Annotated in this window: 12 protein-coding genes; 1 reads left to right on the top strand and 11 read right to left on the bottom strand. The window is 70.3% G+C overall.

The genetic code is table 11. The annotated features are described in order from the left end of the window. The first annotated feature begins 37 nt into the window (after window positions 1-37). Window positions 38-637: a porin family protein gene (locus tag ACQQ2N_RS09285; protein WP_440225434.1), complete on the top strand. Its 600-nt coding sequence runs from the start codon at window positions 38-40 to the stop codon at window positions 635-637. A gap of 77 nt (window positions 638-714) precedes the next feature. On the opposite strand, the gene ACQQ2N_RS09280 is transcribed toward ACQQ2N_RS09285, so the two are convergent. From ACQQ2N_RS09280 to ACQQ2N_RS09230, 11 genes are all read right to left on the bottom strand, one after another. Beyond that, complete coding sequence (locus tag ACQQ2N_RS09280; protein WP_440225433.1) at window positions 715-3,495, bottom strand: tetratricopeptide repeat protein; 2,781 nt, start codon at window positions 3,493-3,495, stop codon at window positions 715-717. Next, entirely contained in the window at window positions 3,492-5,540 is a 2,049-nt protein-coding gene (locus tag ACQQ2N_RS09275) for a DUF2961 domain-containing protein (protein ID WP_440225432.1), read from the bottom strand. Before ACQQ2N_RS09275 ends, ACQQ2N_RS09280 begins: the two co-directional genes overlap by 4 nt. 19 nt (window positions 5,541-5,559) lie before the next feature. Then, window positions 5,560-6,858 carry a dicarboxylate/amino acid:cation symporter gene (locus ACQQ2N_RS09270; protein ID WP_440225431.1) on the bottom strand — a complete coding sequence of 433 codons (1,299 nt, stop codon included), beginning with the start codon at window positions 6,856-6,858 and terminating at the stop codon, window positions 5,560-5,562. Window positions 6,859-7,004: 146 nt separating this feature from the next. Further along, on the bottom strand, window positions 7,005-8,693 hold the full coding sequence (locus ACQQ2N_RS09265; RefSeq protein WP_440225430.1) for a BatD family protein: 1,689 nt from the start codon (window positions 8,691-8,693) through the stop codon (window positions 7,005-7,007). Next, window positions 8,690-10,564, bottom strand: a complete 1,875-nt coding sequence (locus tag ACQQ2N_RS09260) for a VWA domain-containing protein (protein ID WP_440225429.1) — start codon at window positions 10,562-10,564, stop codon at window positions 8,690-8,692. The genes ACQQ2N_RS09265 and ACQQ2N_RS09260 overlap by 4 nt, the downstream gene beginning before the upstream one ends. Further along, a complete protein-coding gene (locus ACQQ2N_RS09255) occupies window positions 10,561-11,562 on the bottom strand; it encodes a vWA domain-containing protein (protein WP_440225428.1) in 1,002 nt (333 codons plus the stop codon). Before ACQQ2N_RS09255 ends, ACQQ2N_RS09260 begins: the two co-directional genes overlap by 4 nt. Continuing rightward, a complete protein-coding gene (locus ACQQ2N_RS09250) occupies window positions 11,555-12,031 on the bottom strand; it encodes a DUF4381 domain-containing protein (protein ID WP_440225427.1) in 477 nt (158 codons plus the stop codon). The genes ACQQ2N_RS09255 and ACQQ2N_RS09250 overlap by 8 nt, the downstream gene beginning before the upstream one ends. Continuing rightward, complete coding sequence (locus ACQQ2N_RS09245; RefSeq protein ID WP_440225426.1) at window positions 12,028-12,963, bottom strand: DUF58 domain-containing protein; 936 nt, start codon at window positions 12,961-12,963, stop codon at window positions 12,028-12,030. The genes ACQQ2N_RS09250 and ACQQ2N_RS09245 overlap by 4 nt, the downstream gene beginning before the upstream one ends. A gap of 25 nt (window positions 12,964-12,988) precedes the next feature. Beyond that, a complete protein-coding gene (locus tag ACQQ2N_RS09240) occupies window positions 12,989-13,975 on the bottom strand; it encodes an AAA family ATPase (RefSeq protein WP_440225425.1) in 987 nt (328 codons plus the stop codon). 116 nt (window positions 13,976-14,091) lie between these two features. After that, a complete protein-coding gene (locus tag ACQQ2N_RS09235; RefSeq protein WP_440225424.1) occupies window positions 14,092-15,249 on the bottom strand; it encodes an EAL domain-containing protein in 1,158 nt (385 codons plus the stop codon). 130 nt (window positions 15,250-15,379) lie between these two features. Next, on the bottom strand, window positions 15,380-17,656 hold the full coding sequence (locus ACQQ2N_RS09230; RefSeq protein WP_440225423.1) for a beta strand repeat-containing protein: 2,277 nt from the start codon (window positions 17,654-17,656) through the stop codon (window positions 15,380-15,382). Window positions 17,657-17,699: the final 43 nt, after the last annotated feature.

The raw sequence follows: 17,699 nt of genomic DNA, 5'->3' as shown, positions 1-17,699 counted from the left end.
GCGTGCGTCCCCCGAAACAAGCTGGAGCAGTACGATCATGAAAAACACGATGCTTGCGGTTGCCCTCGCCAGTGCGGGTCTCGTCGCCGTCTCGTCCGCTGCGCATGCGCAAGGCCAGGACAAGGGCGGCTTCTTCGTCAACGGCAACGCCGGCCAGGCCAACCTCGACCGTGGCGTGTACGACGACGACGACACCGGCTACGGCGTCAATCTCGGTTACCGCTGGGCGTTGAACCCGAACGTGGCGCTCGGTGTCGAAGGTGGCTACACGGACCTCGGCACGTTCTCGCCGAAGTCCGGCGCGGTCGGCGTGCTGCCGAGCGGCGAGTTCCTGCGCAAGGCCGAACTGAAAGGCTGGAACGCGGGCGTCAACGGACACTTCAACGTCACCGACAACTGGTATCTGAGCGGTCGCACGGGCATCTTCCGCGCCGACGCGAAGGGCGACTACCTCGTCGCGGGCCTGCCGGTCAGCGGCGACGACAAGAAGAACAGCTGGTACGCCGGCGCGGGCTTCGGTTACGACTTCAGCAACAACTTCAGCGTGGGCCTGAACTACGACTACTACAAGGTCGACAAGAACAGGCTGGACCTCAAGACCGATCTCGTCTCGGTCAGCGCCGAGGCACGCTTCTAAAGGGCACTCCAACGGCGACCACAGGCTTGTTTGCCGTTTGCCGCCGGCCTGCGAAAGCAGGCCGGCTTTTTTGTGCCTCAGCGCCGCGCGACGCCCGGCGATGCGAGCAGTGCCTGGAGATCCGCACGCTGCGGTGAAGAGGGCGCGAACGAGGCCTCGATGCGTTCGGCGATGCCCGCTGCGATGTCCCTGGCCTGCGCGGCCTCGCCGAGACGCGCCTGCACGGCCGCCTCGGCAAGGCGGTACTCGGCGGTGAGCGGATGCTGCTCGCCGTACGCCTTGCGCGCGGATTCGACCGATGCCTCGGCCTCGCGAATGGCATCCCCGCCGCGTCCCTGCGCGAGCGCGATGCGCGAGGCGATCGCATGCGTGCGCGCGAGCAGCGCCGGATCTTTCGACGGCAGCAGGGTCGCGAACACGCGCGCGGCATCGTCGGGCCTGCCGGACCGTGTGAGCCATTCCGCCTCGAGCAGGATCGCCTTGGCCGCGTTCGAATGCGTCGGCCCCATGCGCACCGCATAGCCCTTGGCCAGGCGATCGATCAGCGGTCTCGCATCGGCGAGCTTGCCCGCGCGCGTCAGCACGCGCGCGAGGTTGTACTCGGCGCGCAGCACGGACATGTCCTCGTCGCCGCGCAGCTTGCGCCGGCGTTCGAGCGAGTCGCGGAACAGCGGTTCGGCCGCAGCGTAGTCACCCATGTCCTCGTAAGCCGAAGCGAGGTTGTTGAGCGGGAAGAGTGCGGCCTGCTCCACCGATTCGGGCTGCGCGTTGGCGACGTCGAGCGCGGCACGGTACTCGCCTGCCGCATCGTTGAACCGGCCGTCGTCGTGCAGCAGCGAGCCTAGCTCGTTGTGGGCGTCGCCGACATCGCGCCCCGAGGGGCCGTAGAGCTCGACGGCCATCGCGAGGTTCTCGCGCAGCAACGCGATCGCGCGCGGACGGTCGCCGTTCTTGCCGACCTCGATCGCATACGACTCGAGCGTGCTCTGCGTGTCGGCACTGCGCTCGCCGGACTGCGCGCGCTTGATCACGAGTGCCTCGCCGAACCAGCGCTCCGCGCCGGCATGGTCGTCGCGTGCACGTGCGACGAGGCCAAGGTTGTGCAGCGTCGATCCAATCGAGTTCCCCGGCCCAGCCGGCAACGTGCGGCGGATCGCGAGCGCCTTGAGCAGGAAGCCTTCGGCGTCGTCGAGGCGGTCTTCGCCCTCGGCGACGACACCGAGCGTGTTGTAGGCATCGCCCATCTCCGCGGAACCAGGCAACGCATGCCGTTCGCGCAGGCGCAGCACCTCGTGCGCGATGCGCTCGGCCTCGCCTCCGGGCATGCGCAGGTTGCCGAGCACCACGGCGAGCTGGCTCAGCACCGACGCCGCGGCGAGCGGATCGTCGACGTCCGGCGACTGGTAGAGCGCCGCGGCCTGGCGCAGCAGGTCGCTCGCGCGTGCGGGCTCGCCGATGTGCCGGTAGGCCGTGCCGAGGACCTCGAGCAGCTTCGCCTTGACGCGCGGCTGGTCGTCGAGTTCGGTGCCGATGCGCGTCGCACCCTGATCGAGCACGTCGCGCGCGCTCAGACCGCGCGTCGTCGCGACGCGCGGATTGGACACGTTGAACACCGACACGAGGAACGCGCTGACCTCGTTCGCGGTGCCGGCCTGGATCGCCGACTCGCGCTCGGCCACGAGCGCGCGGTCGCGTTCGGCGGCGATGCGCCACATCGAGACGCCGGTGAACACGCAGGCGAGTGCGGCGACCGACAACGCGATCCAGTGGCGGCGCGCGAAGCGCGCCGCGCGATAGGCGCGATCGTCACCGCGGGCATGCACCGGGCGCAGCGCGAGGTGGCGGTCGATGTCGGCAGCGAGCGCATCGACCGAAGCGTAGCGCTTCACCGGTTCGGACGCCGTCGCATGCTGCACGATCGCATCGAGGTCGCCGCGCAGGCGCTGCCGCCACGGCATCGCCGCGGCGAGATCGCTCGGCCGGACCGCGGCACGACCGAGCAGCGTGATCGTGTGGTCGTCGGCATCGAGGCGCGCGCTGCGACCCGCGAGCAGCTCGAACAGGATCAGGCCGAGCGAGAACACGTCGCTCGCCGTCGTCACGGTTTCGCCGCGCAGCTGCTCCGGGCTCGCATAGCGCGGCGTGATCCACGCGGCCGCGGCGCGGTCACCGGCGCCGGCGGTCTTGTCGAGCGCGCGCGCGATGCCGAAGTCGAGCAGCACCGGTGTTCCATCCTCGCGCACGAGCACGTTGGACGGCTTGAGATCGCAGTGCACGACGAAACGCCGGTGCGCGAACTGCACCGCTTCGCAGACCTTCTGGAACAGGCGCAAGCGCGCTGCGAGCCCGAGACCGAGGCGCCTGCAGTAGGCATCGATCGGCTCGCCCTCGACATGCTCCATGACGAGGTAAGGCTGGTGGCCCGGTGTCGCGCCGCCGTCGAGCAGGCGCGCGATGCCCGGGTGCTGCAGCGTCGCGAGGATCTGCCGCTCGCGCGCGAAGTGCACGAAGGTCTGCGCATCGGGAATGCCGCGCATGAGCTTGATCGCGGCGCGCTGCTCGAAGTGTCCGTCGGCACGCTCGGCGAGATGCACGACGCCCATGCCGCCACGGCCGATCTCGCCGAGAAGACGCCATGCGCCGAGCAGGTCGCCGGCGCTCCACTCGCTGCCCGCTTCTTCGCTTCCTGCGCCAATCGCCGAGGTTTCGTCGTCGGCCGCGAGCAGGGCTTCGACCTGCGCGATCGCGGCCGTATCGGCACCGAGCTCGGCGAGGCGGCGATGGCGTGCCGTCGCGGGCAGGTCGCGCACCTCGCCGAACAAGGCCTGGATGCGTGCGGCGTCATCGCGAAGGCTCATCGCACCGTTTCTCCGTCGAAGCCGTCGTGATGGATCGCGTCGATCCACGCGCTGTACAGCGACCAGCCCGATTCGCCGTGCATCGCAGCATGCACGCCATGCTCGGGCACGATCTCGATGGCGAGTTCCCCCGCATCGTACTGGCCGGCGAGAAGGATCTCCTGCTCGTCCCAGCGCCGCGCAGGATTCGCCGCGGCGGGCGGGAAATGTCCGACCTCGACACCATCGATGCGCACACGCGCTGCCGGCGCACCGGCGACACGTCCCGGTTCGCCCGAAGCGACATCGATCGTGCGGCGCAGGCGCAGCCCCTGCGCAGGCTCGCGCAGCGTGAACGTGAAGCGGCTCGTGCCGGAGGCGAAGCCGCACACCGCCGCGTTGCGCACGGTGGGCGGTTCGTCGGAGAAGCGTCCCGTGCGGGCCTCGCACGACGTGCCTGCGGGCAGTACGTAGGCATGTGCCGACGCAGCCGGCGTACCGACGTCGAAGCCGCCGCGAGCAACGCTCGTCGCATAGTCGCTGACGTAGGCGTGGACCACGTGCTGCGCACACATCGGCACGGGTTCGGCCGGTGAAAGACCTGCCTCGAGCGTCATGCGCAGAGTGCTCGACCACACGGGCGCATCGGTCGCCATGAGCCGATGCGCGGCCGTCGTGCCGCTGCCGTCGAGGTCGACGCGCGTCGCGCCGCCGAACGGGCCGACGAACACGCCCTGATCGAAGTAGAAGCCGCCCGAGTAGAGATCCTCGACGCCGGTGCCATGCCACGACGGTGCGCGCGCACCGTCGACGACGATGCGCTCGTCGCCTTCGAGGTAGGCCAGCGTCGAAGCGCCATCGGCGCGCAGGCGCGTAGAGAGCGCGACGATGCGCCCGGCACCGTGCAGGTTCGCGAGTTCGATGTCGCTGCCCGCGGCACAGGCTTCGCTGCGCCAGGCGCGATAGCGCCCGACCTCTGGCGGCACGACCATCACGGCGATCGACACGTCACCTGCGAACGCGCCGGGTGACGGACGCGAAGCGTCGGCGACGAGCGTGACGCGCAGCGACTGCGTGTACGGCATCGGCCACCATGAATAGAGTCGTCCACCGACGTCCTCGCCGAACAGCGCGTTGCGCGCGGCAAGCGGTGCATCGGTCCATGCGGCGAAGAACGCATCGAACGGCAGGTCGACCGCCGTCGCGCCGTCGATCTCGACACGCAGCACGACGTCGGCACGGGCGGCCGCGGCGATGTCGAGACGCAGGCCGCGCAGCACACCTTCACCCACCTCGTCGACGAGCACGCGTGTCTCGCCCGCGGCGAGCACACCCGAGAACGGCTGCGGTGCGAGCATGCCGTGCCAGGGATCGTCGCCCGCATGGCCGACGAAATCCCGCCACGCCGGTGCATCGGGCGATGCCGGGAACGACGTGACCGACGTGCCGTGACGCAGCCGGTGTGCGGTGAACTGGTACCACAGCAACCCCCAGCCGCTCGGATCGCAGACGGTCGACGGCGTCTCGGCTCCGAGCAGGCTCACGCGCAGCGACTGCGCGTAGGGCATCGGCACGTGCATCGTGTAGCCACCGCTCGACGCGAGCCGATCGGCGACGAGCGGCGGGGTGAACGGCGGCGTCGAGCCGTCGAAGAGCGAAGCAAGCGGCAGGTCGATCGACGGCACGGCCTCGCCGTCGAAGCGGAAGCGCACGCGGATCGCCGGATCGATGCAGCGCGAGATGCCGTCGCCGGTCGTCATCCACAGGCGCGTCAACGCACCGGGACCACGTTCGTCGAACAGCACGGCTTCGTCACCGTCGCGGTACAGCCAGCGCAGCGGAAACGGATTGGTCTGGACGGATTCGGGCCCGCGCAGGCTGCGGTCGTAGCGGCAACCGTCGGGACAACGGCTCGAATGCGTGACGACGATGTCGTTGCCGTCGAGCTCGGCGAAGTGCAGCGGCGACGACCAGACCTCCCATGGCAGCGCCTCGGCCTCGCACGCGCCGCCGAGCGACGCGAACGCGACGCATCCGATGACCGCGCGACGACTCCGCTCCGCCATGCCCTCCCCCTGTTCACACCTAGCCGGTCGACGACTCCGCCGGGTCCTCGACGACGCCGTTGGACACGACTACTGCGGCCGCGAGATCGCCGGTCACGTTGAGCGTCGTGCGGCACATGTCGAGGAACCGGTCGACACCGAGGATCAGGCCGATGCCTTCGGGCGGCACGCCGACCATGCCGCAGATCATCGCGATCACCGGCAGCGATCCCGCCGGCACGCCGGCCGTGCCGATGCCGCCGAGGATGCACACGAGCATGACGACGAGCTGCTGGCCGAGGCTCAGCTCGATGTTGAAGAACTGCGCGAGGAACAGCACCGTGATGCCCTCGAACAACGCAGTACCGTTCTGGTTCGCGGTCGCGCCGATCGTGAGCACGAAGCGCGACACCTTGCGCGGCAGCTTGAGGTCCTCCTCGGCGACCTTGAGCGCGGTCGGCAGCGTCGCGTTGCTCGACGCGGTCGAGAACGCCATGACGATCGCTTCCTGCGAGCCCTTGAAGAAGCGCACCGGCGACATGCCGCCGAGCAGGCGCACGCTGGCCGAGTAGACGACGAAGAAGTGGATCGCCATCGCGAGCACGGCGACGCCGACGAAGCCCGCGAGCTTGAAGATGAGCTCCCAGCCGAACTGCGCGGCGAGGTTGAACACGAGGCAGGCGACCGCGTAGGGCGCGAAGCGGATCACGAGATGGATGAGGCTCATCGCGATCTCGAAGACGCCCTCGACGACCTCCTTGGTGCGTTGTGCGAGCGGCGAGCGCGTCAGCACGATGCCGATGCCGAACATGAGCGCGAAGAACATCACCGCGAGGATGTCGTTGTCGGCGGCCGCACGGATCACGTTGGTCGGCACGATGTTGAGCACGAGGCTCGGTCCCGAGCCCTGCAGCGCACTGCCGGCGACGATCTTCTGCGCACCCTCGCTCGCGTCGGCGAGCAGGCTCTGCGCGACGGCGGGATCGACGCCGTCACCCGGCCGGAACACGTTGACGAGCACGAGGCCGATGATCACCGCGATCGAGGACACGATGACCGTATAGCCGAGCGTCTTCCAGCCGACGCGGCCGAGCGAGCGGATGTCGCCCATTTCGGCAATGCCGACGACGAGCGCCGAGAAGAGCAGCGGGATCACGAGCATGAACAGCAGGCGCAGGAACAGCTGGCCGATCGGCTGCGTGACCCAGGTCGTGAGCAGCTGCACCCATTCGGCCTTGCCGCCATCGGCGGTCGCGTGCACGACGAGGCCGATCGCGAGGCCCGCGACGAAGCCGATGAGCATCTTCGTGTGCAGCGGCATGCCGCCGGTCGTGTTCATGCGGCGTGCTCCGAACGGCGGTGGAATCCCGTGGTCATGGCGTGTCGCCTGGTCTCGCTGCACTTCACCCGGAATTCCCCACGCTCGACGGTCAGGCGGCTAGTGTGCCGCATGCCTCCGTGGCCGCCAAACCGCGCGGCCGCGACTCAACGGCGGCGGTCGTAAAGATCCGGCAAGGGCTCCGGCGCGGGCGCGGCGACGCGGATCCATGCGAGACCGCCGCGGAACGCCGCTTCGAGGCGCGAACCGAGGCCGTCGTGCGCACCACCGGCATAGCGTGCGCGCTGCAGGTCGGCGATCGCGTCGCGCTGTGCCGCGTCGTCGAGCAACGATGCGAGGTCGCCCGCGTTGCGCACGCCTGCACGCTCGGCGCGCGCCCACGCGACGAGCGCGCGTTCGGCGCCGGCGATGTCGCCGAGCGCACACATGCGCAGGAACGCCGCACGCGCGTCTCCACCGCGGGGCGCTTCGGGCACCGCCGGCGCGACGACGACGCGACGACGCGAACGCCACCACAGCACCAGCGTGGCGAGCCACAGCATGCCGAGTCCGATCGCCGCGGTGCGCCAGGCACGCAGGTGCGTGTCATCGGCGACCGCGGGAGCGCTCACGTCGCCGCCCGGCATCACGAACGGCGGGCTCGAGGGCTCCGGCGCGGGTGCCGCGGGGTTCGCGGCGGCACCGACGGCCGGCACCACGTTGACCTCGTGTGCAGCGAGCACGGCTTTCGTCATGCGCTCGTGCGCGGTGTCCCACCACTGCACCTCGATGGCCGGCAGCACGAGCTTGCCCGGTCGCGTCGGCACGACGGCGAATTTCCGCGACACCTCGCCGTAGAGCCATGCACCATCGTCGCGCGTCTGCGTCTCGGCCTTGTCGGGATAGACCTCGGTCCCGGCCGGGGCTTCGAAACGCAGTTCGGGCAACTGCTCGTAACCGAGGCCCTGCGCGCGCAGTCGCACGCTGCGCGTGATCGGCTCGCCGACCGGCACCTCGGGCGGTATCGCGTTGTCGTCGGTGAGCGTGAGCGACACCGCGGGCAGCCACGGCGCTGCGCCCCACGTCGTCGGCTTGGCACGTACATCGAGCGTGACCGCATCGGAACGTGCACCGACCGCACGGCCACGCCGGAAGAAGCCGGTCGGATCCGAGGTGTCGGGCGTGCTGCCGCGAAACGCGAGCGCAGGCAGGGTCAGCGTGCCGCTCTGCTCGGGCAGCAGCGCGTAGCGACGCTCGAGCACGTTGTAGCGACGCTCGCCGAGCGTGGCGACGTACTGGCGGTCGCGTCCGAGCTTCTGCACCACGACGCCGGCCGCGGTCGGCTCGTCGAGCGAACCCTCGGTGAGATCGATCGCGTAGTGCAGCTTGACCGTATAACGCACCTGCTGCTGCACATAGGGCGACACCGGATCGGCGGTCACCTCGACGAAGACATTGTCGCCCGGCTTGCCCTGCGCACCGACCGGTGCGGGCAGCACGGTCAGCGTGATCGCCGCGGTCGATGCGTTGCCGATCGTCAGTGCGGGAATCGCGAGTGCGCCGGCGCGCTTCGGCTCGAGGCCGACGGCCCACACCGTCTTGGCCGTGCTCTGTCCGTTGACGAGGCTGAACTGCCGGCTCGACTGCGTGCCGAGCAGGTTGAAGTCGCTGCCGAGCACCGAGAAATCGGGCTCGATGCCGGCGTTGCCGTCGACCTCGACGTTGAGCGTGACGGTCTCGCCGAGCTGCATCGAGTCACGATCGAGCCACGCACGCGCGGCCTGTGCCGACGCGATCGCTGGCCACGCGATCACGCCGATCGAGACGACCAGCAGCATCCAGAGCCATCGCCTCATCGTCCACCTCCACCGCGCTGTCGTCTTTCGTGCTCGAGCAGGAACTTGCGCCGCAGCAACCCGCCAGGATCGTCGGGCACGCGCTGCAGCCACTGGTTGAGCGCCTGGTCCTGCTCGCGTGCGGCTTCCTGCTCGGGATCGGCAGCGACCTGTGCGGCGTCCTTCTCGGGAGGCGCGTCCTTGATCGCCTCGTCGATCGCCTGCGAGAGCTGCTGCTGGCCTTCGCGCTGCTTCTCGCGCGCCTGCGCTTCGCTCTCCTGCGACGCATCGCCCTGCGCATCCTTGCCGGTCGCTTCGTCGTCGCCCTGCTCCGGCTTCTTCTGCTCGGAGCGCCGCTCGTCCTTGTCGCCCTGCTCGCCCTCCTGTGCCGACGCACCCTCGTTGGGCTGCTGCTCGTCGGAGGGCTTGCGCTCGCCCTCGCCGCCCTTCGACGGATCGTTCTTGCCCTTGCCGCTCTCGTCGCTGTTGTCGCCCTGCTGGTCCGGCGACTGCGCGTCCTGCTTCTCGAGCCACTCGCGCAAGGCCTGCTCGTTGGCGCGCGCGTCCTCGTGGCCGGGTTGCGCTTCGACGGCCTTTGCGTAGGCCTTCAGCGCGCCTTCGTAGTCGCCTTGCCGCGCCAGCGCGTTGCCGCGGTTGTAGTCGGCTTCGGCACCAGCGGCCCGCGTGTACGCCTCCTCGGCACCCTTGAAGTCGCCGGCCCGGTACGCCGCGCCGCCCTGCAACGCGGGATCACGCGCGAGCTCCCGTGCACGCTGCGCATCACCTTCGGCAAGCGCGCGCGCGGCCTGCTGGTCCGGACGCAGCCACAGGTCGGCGAACGAGAACGCATGCGCGCGCCCGGCAGGTAGCACCAGCACGAGCGAGAACGCCATGAGCCAGCCGCGTCGGAACGCGAGCAGTGCAAGCGGCAACAGCGCGAGGACGAGCCAGGGGCCACGATCGCGGAAGCGTTCGCTCGTCGCGTCCCCCGCATCGCCCTCGTGTGCCGTGGACGACGCATCGACTCCCGCACCGAGCACGAGATCGAGGTCGACACGATCGGTCGACAAGGTTGCGTAGCGACCGCCACCGGCCTCGGCGAGGGAGCGCAGCGATCCCTCGTCGAGTCTCGGCACGACGATGTTGCCCGCACCATCCTGCAGGAAGCCGCCCTGCGGGAGTGCGACCGGCGCGCCGGCCGGCGTGCCCACACCGAGCACGGAAACCACGAGTCCTCGCGCATGTGCCTCGCGCGCGGCGTCGATCGCGGCGCTGCTCGCACCGTCGGCGAGCAGGATGAGCTCACCCTGCTTGCGGCCTGCCTGCTCGACGAGCTTCACGGCTTCGCGGATGGCGGTCTCGGCGGCATTGCCCGCGACAGGCATCACGGAGGGATCGAGCGCATCGACGAGGTTGGCGACCGTGTTCACGTCGTCGGTCAGCGGCGCGGCCACGTAGGCGTCGCCGGCGTAACCGATGAGCGCCGTCTGCATGTCGCGGCTCGCACGCAGGATGTCGTTGATCTTGAAGCGCGCACGGGCCAGGCGGTTCGGCTTGAGGTCGGCGGCGAGCATCGTCGGCGCAAGCTCGATCGCGATGACGCGGGCCGCCTCGTTGCGGTAGAGCGGCAACGCCTCGCGCTCCCACGCCGGCCCCGCGAGCGCGAACGTCGTGACCGTCCATACCGCCACCGCGATCCATGCACCACGCGATCCTCGCGTCACGGCGTCGCGATCGACGAGGTGCGGCAGCAGGTGTGCATCGACGACACCACGCCAGGCCACGGACGCCGTCCGCGCGCGCCGCCATGCGAAGGCGAGCAACGGCAATCCCGCGAGCGCGATCAGCCACAACGGCCTCAGGAAATGGAAATCCGCGAGTGCGCCGCTCACGCGAAGCCCTCGGTCCGCGACACGCGGCGACGCCCCACGGGCACGAACGCGAACAGCGCCGACAACGCGCCGAGCGCCAGCGGGACCGTGTAGAGCTCGGCGACCGGCCTCAGCGCCTCGGCATCGGCGTCGACCGGCTCCAGGCCATCGATCTCGCGGTAGATGCCGGCGAGCTCGGCCGTGTCACGTGCGCGGAAGAATCGCCCGCCGGTCTTCTCGGCCATCGACGTGAGCAGCGCGACGTCGAGCTCGGCCGACGGATTGAACGTGCGGCTGCCGAACAGGCTGTCGACGCGCACCGAATCGGCGCCGATGCCGACCGTGTAGACGCGCACCTTGTTCGCGACCGCGAGGTCGATCGCCTTGGGTGGATCGAGCTCGCCGGCGTTGTTGACGCCGTCGGTCAACAGCACGACCACGCGATGGTTCTCGGGCCGGTCGCGCAGGCGCTTGACCGCGAGTCCGAGCGCATCGCCGATCGCGGTCTCGCGACCGGCGAGGCCGATCGTCGCGTCGTCGAGCTGGCGTGCGACGGTCTTGAGGTCGAACGTGAGCGGCGTGAGCAGATAGGCGCGCGAGCCGAACAGGATGAGGCCGACGCGGTCGCCATGGCGACGCTCGACGAAGTCGGTCGCGATCGCCTGCACGGTCGAGAAGCGGTCCGCCTCCGCCGCGCCGAGCTGCATGTCCTGGATGCTCATGCTGCCCGACGTGTCGACCGCGAGCAGCAAGTCGCGACCGCTGCGGGGCACGTCTTCGGGCTCGCCCAGCCACTGCGGACGGGCCGCGGCGAACACGAGCAGCGTCCACGCGAGCAACGCGAACCAGCGCCGCGCACGCGGCGCGCCGGCATGCGTGGCGGTCTCGGGCAGTGCGACGCCGGCATGGGGCAGGCGCAACGCGGCACCGGGTGTGTCGTGCACGCGCGGCAGTAGCCATGCCGCGAGGAACGGCAACGGCCATGCGGCGAGCCACCAGGGCCAGGCCAGCTCAAGCATGGCGCGGAGGCTCCGCCAGTACCGTGGTGATCCAGCGTCGCGCGAGCGCGACGAGCGCGGCACCGTCGATCACGGCGCCCTTCTGCCACGGTGCATCCAGCAGGGCACGCCCAACGCCGTGCTCGAACGCATCACCACCGAGGCGCGCATCGAGGAACCGTAGCCATTCCGGACCGGTCAACGCCGCCGCACGCGTATCGACGAGAAGCGTCGCTCGCCGCAGCAGCTGCGACACGTCGGCGGCGAGTGCACTGCCGTCGCGCACGTCGAGCGCATCGAGGCGGTCGATCTGGCCGTGCAGCGCGCGCAGCCAGCGCCGGCGCCGGCGCATGCCGCGGACCGCACGCACCAGCACGGCGATCCCGACGAGGACGAGCGTGGCGAGGATCCACCAGCCCGGCGCCGGCGGCCACCACGACGGATCGGGCGGCAGGTGGATGTCGCGCAGGACCGGACCGTCTGCGTTCACGCGGACGAGTCCATCGGGGCGACCGGTCGAGCGGTGAGCGGTGCGATCGCGCGGCGCACGTCACCGTCGGTGGTGACGTCGACGACGCGCCCGCCCGCGCGCAGTGCGTCCTCGCGCAGGCGCTCGCGGATCGCGGCGAACGGTTGCGGCCATGCGTGCCTGAGGCGGCGCTCGCCGAAGTCGAGCAACCGGCGCGTGCCACCGAGGCTCAGCGCGTAACGTCCCGGTGGCGGCGGCGCGAGCTCGAGCGGATCGGCGACGAGCACGAGTCCGAGTTCGTGGCGCGCGCCGAGCCGCGCGAGCACCGACGACGCTTCCGCGTCGACACTGAAGCCGTCGCTGACGACGACGAGTCGCATGCCCGGGCGCAGCAGGCGACGCGTGCGCTCGAGCGCGGCGGACAGCGGCTCGGCGACGCCGATCGCCGCGGCGTCCCAGTCGCGCAGCGCGCGCAGCACGCGCAGCGCGCCGCGCCGGCCACCGGCGGGCTTGACCTCGCCACGGATGCCGCCGCCGAAGCCGATCGCGCCGACGCGGTCGCCGCCTGCGGTGGCGATCCACGCGAGCAACGCGGCCGCGCGCGCGGCCTGCACGCTCTTGAAGCGCACGCGCGTGCCGAAGCGCATGCACGGATTGTGATCCACGAGCAGCAGCAGTCCGTGCTCGCGCTCTTCCTCGAACAGCTTCGTGTGCGGCCGCCCGCTGCGGGCGGTGACGCGCCAGTCCATGTGACGGATGTCGTCGCCGGCCTGGTAGACACGCGATTCGCGGAAGTCGACGCCACGCCCGCGCCAGCGCGACCCGTGAGGGCCGCTGCGCTGCGCGGCACTGCGGACTTCGGCGAGCCGCGTGCCGCGTGCGTGCGCGACGAGCGCGAGCAGCTCGTCGAGCGCGACACGGACACCGGGACCGGGCGCGTCAAGGGTCGTCATCGAAGGTGGACTCGTGATCCGCCGCTCAGGGCAACGGCACGCGTTCGAGCAGCAGGCCGAGCACGCGGTCGGCATCGACGCCTTCGGCCTCTGCCTCGTAGCTGAGCAGCACGCGGTGGCGCAGCACATCGGGCGCGACGGCGTGGATGTCCTCCGGGGTGACATAGTCGCGGCCCGCGAGCCAGGCGTGTGCGCGTGCACAACGGTCGAGCGCGATGGTGCCGCGCGGGCTCGCGCCATAGGCGATCCAGCGCGCGAGCTCGGCTCCGTACGCAGCCGGTTCGCGCGTCGCGAGCACGAGCTGGACGAGATAGGCCTCGAGCGCGGGCGCGAGATGCAGGTCGAGCACCTCGGCGCGTGCGGCGAACACCTGCGTCTGCGTGACGCGGCACTCGGGCGTCGCGCCGGTCACGCTTCCCGCGCGGGCGCGGTCGCGCGCGAGGCGCAGGATCGCGGCCTCGGCATCGGCGCCCGGGTAGCCGATGCGCACGTGGAGCAGGAAGCGGTCGAGCTGGGCCTCGGGCAGCGGGTAGGTTCCTTCCTGCTCGATCGGGTTCTGCGTCGCCATGACGAGGAACAGCGGCGGCAGCGCATAGGTCGTCTGGCCGACGGTGATCTGGCGCTCGCCCATCGCCTCGAGCAGGGCCGACTGCACCTTGGCCGGTGCGCGGTTGACCTCGTCGGCGAGGATCAGGTTATGGAACAACGGGCCACGCTGGAACTCGAACAGGCCGGTCTGCGGCCGGTAGATCTCGGTGCCGGTGAGATCGGCCGGCAGCAGGTCCGGCGTGAACTGGACGCGGTGGAAATCGGCCTCCAGGCGCGCGGCGAGTTCCTTGATCGCGGTGGTCTTGGCGAGGCCGGGGGCACCTTCGACGAGCAGGTGGCCGTCGGCAAGCAGCGCGACGAGCAGGCGGTCGACGAGTGCCTCCTGCCCGAGGATGCAGCGGGAGAGCTCCTGGCGCAGGTCGGCAAAGGCGGCCGCAGCCGTGGTCGGTTCGGGCATGTCCATGGGATCGGCGACGGGGTCCGGAATGATGGCACGCGGACGGGAGACAGGCTCGGACCGCGGCGGAAGCAGGAAGTTGCCGGAGATTGAGACGCAGGAGCGCGCCCGTTTCGGACGGATCAGCCCGACGCGAGCACGTCGTCGAGCGGCGTCGGGCGCCCGATGAGCCATCCCTGCGCGTAGCGGCAGCCCATCCCGCGCAATGTATCGCGCTGCCCGTCGGTCTCGACGCCTTCGGCGATGACTTCGCAGTCGAGCGCGTGTGCCATGCCGACGATCGCGGCCGCGAGCGCCGCGCCACGTGGCGTGTCGAGCGCGCGCACGAACGCCTGGTCAAGCTTGATGCGGTCGACGTCGAGCTTGAGCAGTGGCGCGAGGTTGGAGTATCCGGTACCGAAATCGTCGAGCGCGACGTGCATGCCGGCGGCGTGGCAGCGCGCGATCAGCGCGGCGACGCGCGGGCTGTCCAGCACGAGGCTCTCGGTGATCTCGACCTCGAGCCGATCGGGTGGCAGGCCGTGTTCGGCGAGCCGCGCGAGCATGCGGTCGACGAGCGACTCGTCCTCGATCTGGCGCGCCGACACGTTGAGCGCGATGAACGGCAAGGGTGTGCGTCCTCGACGCCGCAGCTCGGCGAGCATCTCGCAGACGCGCGCGAGCACGTAGTCGCCCACCGGCACGATCAGCGAGGTTTCCTCGGCGAGGCGGATGAACTCGCCCGGTGACACCGCGCCTCGCTCCGGATGATGCCAGCGCACGAGCGCCTCGTAGCCGGCGACGCGACCTTGTTCGAGGTCGAACAGCGGTTGCAGGAACACCTTCAGCTCGGCGCGCTCGAGCGCGCCGCGCAGCTCGCTCTCGAGCCTGATCTTGTCGAAGGCGTCGGCCTCGTCGGGAGTCCGCGACGTGACCGGACCGCGGTCGCCGTCCCCGGTCAGCGTGGCGAGCGCCGACCGGTAACGCGACACCTGGCTCAGCAGCAACGCGCGCACGATGGGATCGGCGACCTCGAGACGCTCGGCGAACTGGTGCCGGTCGATCGGCGTGAGGACGCAGTCCTCGATCGCGGTGGCGGTCGCCGAGCGCGGCGAATCGTCGATGACGGCCATTTCACCGAGCAGTGCGCCTGCACCGAGGTCGCCGAGGACGCGTGCTTCGCCGTGCTGGTGCGTGCTGACGCGCACACGGCCCGCCTCGATCAGGAACGCGGTCGTCGGCGGATCCCCCTCGACGAACACGGTCGCTCCCGCGGCGATGCGCAAGCGGTCTGCAGCCATACCGATCTCCCCCGGGGCACGCGTGTCTCGGGGCGTCGTCGGCGGCGTCCCTCTCCGCGATGCTACCCGAGTTCCACAAAGAAAAAGGGCCGCTTGCGCGGCCCTTTCTCCTTGACACCATCTCGTCCCGTCAGGGGGTCGACGGAGGCGTCGTCGGGCAGGTGCAGGTGTTGGGACTGAAACACACGTCACCCGACACCACGCCGAGGACGGTGACGACCGCCGTCGGACCACCGTTCACGGGCGTGCGGAACGTGCACTGCGCGGAGTCGCGCTCCTCGCCCGGGCAGGTGACCGAGAGGCCGAGGCCCGAGAGGTTGGCCGTGGTATTGCCCGTCGCGTTGGTCGGTGCGATCGGACCCGTGATCGAGGCACCGGCCTCGCAGGTACCCGACAGCTGCGTGTTCGGCACGCCGTTGCCGGCACCGTCGCTGAGACGCAGGTTCACGCTCGACGTACCCGTACCCGCCACGACCGTCGACGGGAACGCCTGCAGCACGAGTTCCGTGCCCGTGATGATCGGAACCTCGACCGGCTGACCGCCCGCGGTAAAGACGACGGACGCGTCGTCGTCCGCGGAGGACAGGCCCGCGGTCACGAGCAGGCCGGTCGTGCAGCCGTCGAGACCCGTCGGCGCGGCGATGACGCCGGAGCCCGAGGTCCCGTCGATCGAACCGGTGCCGACGCCGAGGCCCGAGAAGCTGAAGCCGATATAGGCGCCGAGGATCGGCGACTGGTAGGCATCGAAGAGGCAAGCGGTGACCTGCGTCGAGCGGTTGCCCGCGATCGGCGTCGGGCTGATCGTGAGGGTCGCGGGAGCGACGCCCGGCAGGCGCAGCGGCTGGATGTCGCCGACGGTCTTCGGCGTCGCCGACGTCTGCGCATTGCCCTGCGCCCACACGATGACCTGCTTGCCGAGGCGCGAGACCGGATAGTTGATCTTGGTCGTCGCGACGCCGAGGCTGTTGGTCGTCGCACTGGCCGTGACGTTGACCTCGGTGGCACGGCCGATCACGTACGGCAGCACCGGACCGTAGTCGACCGACGCGCCGGTCGTGTCGTTGCGGTTGAACGCGGTCGTCGTGGTCAGCGTGGTCTGCGTCGGCACGGTCTGCACGAAGCGGATGTTCTCGAGGTCGGCGTTGCCCGTGACGAGCTGGCCGAACACGAGCACCGTGTCACCGGGGCCTGCACCGCCACCCGCCGTGCGGAACTGGCCGGTCGGCGCCGTGAAGGTCGTGCCGCCCTCGAGCGGATTGCCGTTGCTGCCGGCGATCTGGAACGTACCGCCGCCCTGGCCCGGGAAGCCCGTGACCGGCGCGTCGATGACGCCGAACTGGATCGTCGTGCCCGGCGCGACCGGGTTGCCCTGGCGATCGGTCGCGAGCGCGCTGATCGTGAAGCTGTAGGTGCCGTCGGGCGAACCGACCGGGTTGCCCTCGGCGTCGACGCCGTCATAGACCAGGTTCTGCGTGATGGCCTCGACGTCGGGCGACGTGATCACGAGCGAGAACAGCTGGCCGTCGGAGATCGCGATGCTGGTCGTGGTCGACACCGGGTTGGCGATGCCGTTGGACACGTTGTTGTCGGTCCGGTCCGCGGTGACGCGGATCTGCACCGGATTGTCCGGCGGCAGCGTGGTGCCGGCCTGGAACGAGACCGTGGCGATGCCGTTGACGGTCTTGGCCGTCACCGACGAGCCCGATCCCGTGTTCGAGGAGAGCACGCCGCCGCCTGCATTGCCGATGATCTCGAAGCGCACGTTGTCGGCGGCACCCGGGTCGGGCACGGGCTGGTTGGCGCCGTCGAGGACATTGGCGCGGACGAGTGCGCTGGTCGCGCCGCCCGTGCCGCCGACATACAGGACCGACGGATTGGCCACCGCGGCCACCGACGCCGGCAGGGGCGTCGCGCCCGCAATGGTGAAGGTCTGCGTGGCGGACACCGTGCGGCCCGTGTTCGGATCGACCGCGGACACCGTCAGCGTGGCCGTGCCGGCCACGTCGCCGCTGTGCACGTAGACCGTGCCCGAACCGTTGTTGAGGATCTGCGGGAACGAGACCATCAACGTCGTGAACTCGTTGACGTCGGTGGTCGTCGGATCATCCGGCGGCGAGATGGCCGCGACCGTCGACGGCGCGATCGTCATCGTCGCCTGGCCGTTCGGCGCCATGAGCGTGCCCGCGGCGTTGCGGAACGACACGGCGACTTCCGCCATGTAGGGCGAGCCGATGTAGGGACCGACGTTGGTCGGGTTCAACGGCAACGTCGTGCGCGTCGCCGACAGCGTGATCGTGCCGTTGGCGGGCGGCGACGTCGCGCCACCGCCATCCCCGCCACCGCCGCCGCAGCTGGCGAGCGCCAGGCTTGCGAGGAGCAGGCCGAGGGGCTTGAAGGGAAGTCTCATGGGAGTTCTCCAGGATCGCATCGTGGTTTGTTGTGGCTCGTCG

The sequence above is a fragment of the Dokdonella aquatica genome, assembly GCF_051987395.1.
GTDB lineage: Bacteria > Pseudomonadota > Gammaproteobacteria > Xanthomonadales > Rhodanobacteraceae > Dokdonella.
Note: the sequence above shows the minus strand (reverse complement) of the source record. Positions and strands in the feature narration are given on the sequence as shown.